The following is a 4,785-nucleotide window of genomic DNA, read 5'->3' as shown; positions in this document are numbered from 1 at the left end:
GTCGCCCGCGACTTCGACCCGCGCGTGCGGATCGTCCACGCCACCGACCACGCCGAGGGCATGGGCGCCTCGCTGCGCACCGGCATCGCCAGCCTGCCCCCCGACGCGGCCGGCGCCTTCGTGTTCCTGGGCGACATGCCGCGCGCGCCGCACGCCGTGCTGCAGCCGATGGCCGACGCCTTGCGGGCCGGCGCCCTGGCCGCCGCGCCGGTGTTCGGCGGCCGCCGCGGCAACCCGGTGCTGCTCAGCCGCGCCCTCTTCCCGCAACTCCTGGCGCTCACCGGCGACGCCGGCGCGCGGGGCGTGCTGCAAGGTCTGGGCGACCGGCTGGCGCTGGTGGAGAGCCCGGACGACGGGGTGCTGTTCGATGTGGATGAGCCGGGGGATCTGCCTCAGGCCTGAGCGCGCGTGTGGGCCGCCAGCGCCAGGTCATCCGCGTGCACCAGCGGCCCGCTCGTGTAGCCGAGCACGGCCTCGATGGCCGCGCTCTTCAGGCCGCAGATCCGCGTCGCATCGTCGGCCTCGTAGCGCACCAGGCCACGGGCGATCTCATGGCCGGCCTCGTCGAGGATGACCACCGCGTCACCCTTGTCGAAGCGGCCTTCGGTGCGCCGCACGCCGGCCGCCAGCAGGCTCTTGCCGCGCCGCACGGCCTCGGCCGCGCCCTGGTCCACCACCAGGGCGCCGGCCGGCGCGAGCGAGCCGGCGATCCAGGCCTTGTAGGCGGCGGCCGGCGTGGTGGACGGTTCGATGATCGTCGAACGCTCGCCGTCCTCCACCGCCTGCAACGGCGACGGGCGGTGGCCGAGCGTGATCACCGTGGCGCAGCCCGCGGCGCTGGCGATCCGCGCGGCGGCGAGCTTAGTGGCCATGCCGCCGGTTCCGACGCCCGCGGCAGAGTTCGCGCCGCCGGCCATGGCCTCGATCTGCGGCGTCAGGCGCGCCACGCGGGGCAGGTGCTCGGCGGACGGATCGCGGCGGGGATCGGCGGTGTAGAGCCCGTCGACGTCCGACAGCAGCACCAGCAGGTCCGCGCCGATCATCTGGGCCACCCGGGCCGCCAGGCGGTCGTTGTCGCCGTACCGGATCTCTTCGGTGACCACCGTATCGTTCTCGTTGACCACCGGGACCACGCCCAGCGCCAGCAGGGTCTCGACGGTGGCCCGCGCGTTCAGCCAGCGCCTGCGGACCTCGGTGTCGTCGCGGGTGAGCAGCACCTGGGCGACGGCGATGGCGTGGGGCTCCAGCGCCTCCTCCCAGGCGCGCATCAGCGCCGACTGGCCAGCGGCCGCTGCGGCCTGCTTCTCGGGGAGCGTCAGGGCGCGCTTGGGCAGGGCAAGGCGACGGCGGCCGAGCGCCACCGCGCCGGAGGAGACCACCAGCACCTGCTGGCCGCGGGCGCGCAGGCGGGCGAGGTCGGCTGCGAAGGCGGCCAGCCAATGGCGGTCGGCGCCATCCCCCTTTTCAGACGAGGATGGGCCGACCAGCAGGGCCGAGCCGACCTTGACCACGATGCGCCTGGCGCCGGCCAGGTCGGTCATGGCGTCCAGTCCTGGGGCTCGGGCCCGCCGGCGGCGACGGCCTCCTGGGCCGCCTCGCCCTTGCGCTCGCGGACCAGGGCGTAGGCGTCACGCAGCAACTCGGTGACGCCCTCGCCGGAGACGCCGGAGACCTGGCGGACCTTGGCGCCGGAGGCCTTGGCCAGCTCCTTGGCCTTGGCCTTGCGGGTCGCCGCATCCAAGGCGTCGACCTTGGAGAGCACCAGAAATTCGGTCTTATCGCCCAGTTCGTCGCCGTAGCTTTCCAGTTCGTGGCGCACCGTTCGCCAGGCTTCCACTACGTCGTCCTGGGTGCCGTCCACCAGGTGGATCAGGGTCGCGGTGCGCTCCACGTGGCCGAGAAAGCGCACGCCCAGGCCCGCACCTTCGCTGGCGCCTTCGATCAGGCCGGGGATGTCGGCCAGAATGAACCGTTCGCCCACCGACAGGTCGACCATGCCGAGGTTGGGGGCCAGCGTCGTGAACGGGTAGTCGGCGATCTTCGGCTTGGCGGCGCTGGCGGCGGCTAGGAAGGTCGACTTGCCGGCGTTGGGCAGGCCCACCAGCCCCACGTCCGCAATGAGTTTAAGCCGCAGCCAGATCCACCGCTCCTCACCGTCCTGCCCCGGATTGGCGAAGCGCGGCGCCTGGTTCACCGGGCCCTTGAAATGGGTGTTGCCGAAGCCGCCGTTGCCGCCCTTCAGCAGGCGGACCCTCTGGCCGGCCTTGTCCATGTCGAGCAGCAGGGTTTCCTTGTCCTCGGCGAACACTTGGGTGCCCACCGGCACGCGCAGGGTCGCGTCCTCGCCGTTGTGGCCATGGCGGTTGCGGCCCATGCCGTGGACGCCGGTCTCCGCCTTGAAGTGCTGGTGGTAGCGGAAGTCGATCAGGGTGTTCAGCCCCTCGACCGCCTCGATCCACACGTCGCCCCCCCTGCCGCCGTCGCCGCCGTCCGGGCCGCCGTACTCGATGTACTTCTCCCGCCGGAACGACACGGCCCCGCCGCCGCCGTTGCCGGAGCGGATGTAGATCTTGCACTCGTCGAGGAACTTCATGTCACGCGGGCCTTAGCACAGATCCAGCGAACGCTCTCGCCGCCGCGAAGCGGCAGAAGGATGTCCACGAACCACACGAACGTCACGAACACGCCTTGTCGATCGCTGCGGCGCGCCGTCATCGACCCACACTGTTCGTGTGGTTCGCGTGGTTCGTGGACCAATCTTGATCGCCACACCTACGCCAGCCACACCATCATCCGCGTCGGCACGTCGTTGCGGGCGCGGGCGGCCGAGACCCGCCGCTCCACGTCGCCGGTGTAGAGGAAGCCGGCCTTGCAGAGCACTTGGCCTGACGCCGGGTTGTCGGCGAAATGGCCGGCGACCACGACGTGCCTGCGCCAGTCGCGCTTGACCCACTTGAGCGCCCCGCGGACGGCTTCCGTGGCATAGCCGCGGTTCCAGAATGGGCGACCGATCCAGTAGCCCAGCTCCGGCCGCTCGCCCGCCTTTAGGCCGACGGCGCCCACGACGCCGAAGACGTGGTGCTCGACGACCCAGCAGGCCTCGCGGTCCCAATCCATATCCTGGACGCGCGCGATGAAGCCCTCCGCGTCGGCCACGCCGTAAGGGTGCGGGATGTGGCCGGTCATCCCGGCCACATTGCGGTCTGAGGCGAGCGCCGCGATCGGGGCGGCGTCGGTCACCATCGGCCCACGCAGGACCAGCCGTTCCGTGGAAACCACGGGCGTCACTTCAATCGCGCACATCTTCAACCTCCCGGCCCTCTGATGGGGCCCAAAACGAAAGCGGGGAGCCCGGCTGACCGGACTCCCCGCTGAGGTTCGTCTGTCCGGTCCGCCTTTTTCCAAGGGCGGAACCGGAGAAAGGCGGTTCCGCTACTTGGCCTTGTCAGCCTCGGCCATCACCACGTTCACGTAGGTGCGGTCGTCGCGCTTGGTAATGAACTTCACGGCGCCGGTGGCGGTCGCGAAGAGGGTGTGGTCGCGGCCAAGGCCCACGTTGTCACCCGGCCAGAACTTGGTGCCGCGCTGACGCACGAGGATGTTGCCGGCAAGCACAGCCTCACCACCGAACTTCTTCACGCCGAGGCGCTGACCGGCGGAATCGCGCCCGTTGCGCGAGGAGCCGCCTGATTTCTTGTGAGCCATTGCGCTCTCCTAAACCTGAGCCGGCCTTACTTGGCCGACTTGTCCTTCTTCGGAGCCGCAGCGGCCTTCTTCGGCGCAGCAGCCTTCTTCTCGGGAGCCGCGGCCTTCGCAGGCGCAGCCTTCTTCTCGGCGGCCGGCTTGGCGTCGGCCTTGGGCGCCGCGGCCTTCTTGGCCGGAGCCTCCCCTGCCTTCGTAGAGGGGGCTTCCGTCGCCACCGGCGCGTTGGTCTCGGCGGTGTTCATCGCCGCGATCACTTCGGGATCGGCGACCACTTCGTCGGCGGTCTCGATCTTGCGGGCCTTCGCAGCGGCCTTGGGAGCCGGCTTCGCAACCTTCGCCGTCGTGGCCTTCGGCGTCTGCACCTTGGCCGCCGCGGCGGCTTCAGCCTGAGCGGACGGGCTGATGTAGGTCAGGCCGCGGGCGCGGGCGTTCAGCTCGCCCTTGGTGGTCAGGTCGACCTTGCCGTCCCACTTGATCTGCTTGCCGTCGGCGCCGGCGATTGCCGTCACCCGCAGCACGGTCTCGGTTTGGCGGTGGCCCTTGGTGCGGCGATAGCCCTGGCGGCGGATCTTCTTGAAGATCTTCACCTTTTCGCCCCTGCGGGTCTCGATCAGGGTCGCGGACACCGAGGCGCCGGCCACGGTCGGGGCGCCGACCGTCACGGCCTCGCCCTCGCCGATCATCAGCACCTCGCCGAAGGCCACGTTGGCGCCCGGCTCACCCGCCAGCTTCTCGACGACCATCAGGTCGCCGGGGGAAACCCGGTACTGCTTGCCGCCGGTTTTGATCACCGCGTACATCGTTCGCGCCTTCGAATTCAGAGTGTCTATGCAAAACGGAATGCGCCCGCGAGATGGCCCGCGGGCGAGAGCGGCGGACTTATACGCAAGGAAGCCGGAGTGTCAACGAAAGGGTGGGGCGAAAGGCGCCGTCATCGCGACCGCCCCGAACCGGTCAAACCTCCACCACCGCCTTGCCTACCGGCGTCAGCGACAGCATGGCCAGCTTCACGTGCTGCCAGGCGAACGGGATGCCGATGATCGTCACCGCGAGCGCGACGGCCAGGAAGATGTGATGCAG

6 protein-coding genes and 1 pseudogene are annotated in these 4,785 nt (G+C 70.3%); 1 reads left to right on the top strand and 6 read right to left on the bottom strand.

Annotated elements, in window-relative coordinates; all coding sequences use genetic code 11:
- The coding region (locus tag JWP28_RS04980) for an NTP transferase domain-containing protein (RefSeq protein WP_299540652.1) at positions 1-402 on the top strand (402 nt) is incomplete at its 5' end.
- On the opposite strand, the gene proB is transcribed toward JWP28_RS04980, so the two are convergent.
- From proB to JWP28_RS04950, 6 genes and pseudogenes are all read right to left on the bottom strand, one after another.
- Positions 393-1,541 carry a glutamate 5-kinase gene (gene proB, locus JWP28_RS04975; protein WP_299540649.1) on the bottom strand — a complete coding sequence of 383 codons (1,149 nt, stop codon included), beginning with the start codon at positions 1,539-1,541 and terminating at the stop codon, positions 393-395. The genes JWP28_RS04980 and proB overlap by 10 nt on opposite strands.
- Positions 1,538-2,593, bottom strand: coding sequence for a GTPase ObgE (gene obgE / locus JWP28_RS04970; RefSeq protein ID WP_299540647.1), 1,056 nt, complete (start codon positions 2,591-2,593; stop codon positions 1,538-1,540). Before obgE ends, proB begins: the two co-directional genes overlap by 4 nt.
- 179 nt (positions 2,594-2,772) lie before the next feature.
- Entirely contained in the window at positions 2,773-3,303 is a 531-nt protein-coding gene (locus tag JWP28_RS04965; protein WP_299540644.1) for a GNAT family N-acetyltransferase, read from the bottom strand.
- A 129-nt stretch (positions 3,304-3,432) separates the two neighbouring features.
- Complete coding sequence (rpmA, locus tag JWP28_RS04960) at positions 3,433-3,705, bottom strand: 50S ribosomal protein L27 (protein WP_299540642.1); 273 nt, start codon at positions 3,703-3,705, stop codon at positions 3,433-3,435.
- Between the two features lie 410 nt (positions 3,706-4,115).
- Positions 4,116-4,505, bottom strand: a pseudogene (rplU, locus tag JWP28_RS04955) (50S ribosomal protein L21); the annotation flags it as partial.
- A 154-nt stretch (positions 4,506-4,659) separates the two neighbouring features.
- Positions 4,660-4,776 carry a YccF domain-containing protein gene (locus tag JWP28_RS04950; protein ID WP_299540654.1) on the bottom strand — a complete coding sequence of 39 codons (117 nt, stop codon included), beginning with the start codon at positions 4,774-4,776 and terminating at the stop codon, positions 4,660-4,662.
- Positions 4,777-4,785: the final 9 nt, after the last annotated feature.

Origin of the sequence: Phenylobacterium sp., from assembly GCF_028290885.1 — a bacterium.
In the GTDB taxonomy this organism is placed as follows: domain Bacteria; phylum Pseudomonadota; class Alphaproteobacteria; order Caulobacterales; family Caulobacteraceae; genus Phenylobacterium.
Note: the sequence above shows the minus strand (reverse complement) of the source record. Positions and strands in the feature narration are given on the sequence as shown.

Bases quoted from the DNA above. Each gene is read 5' to 3' on its own strand.
- rpmA (WP_299540642.1), bottom strand. From the start codon at position 3,705: ATGGCTCACAAGAAATCAGGCGGCTCCTCGCGCAACGGGCGCGATTCC.
- obgE (WP_299540647.1), bottom strand. From the start codon at position 2,593: ATGAAGTTCCTCGACGAGTGCAAGATCTACATCCGCTCCGGCAACGGC.
- proB (WP_299540649.1), bottom strand. From the start codon at position 1,541: ATGACCGACCTGGCCGGCGCCAGGCGCATCGTGGTCAAGGTCGGCTCG.
- JWP28_RS04965 (WP_299540644.1), bottom strand. From the start codon at position 3,303: ATGTGCGCGATTGAAGTGACGCCCGTGGTTTCCACGGAACGGCTGGTC.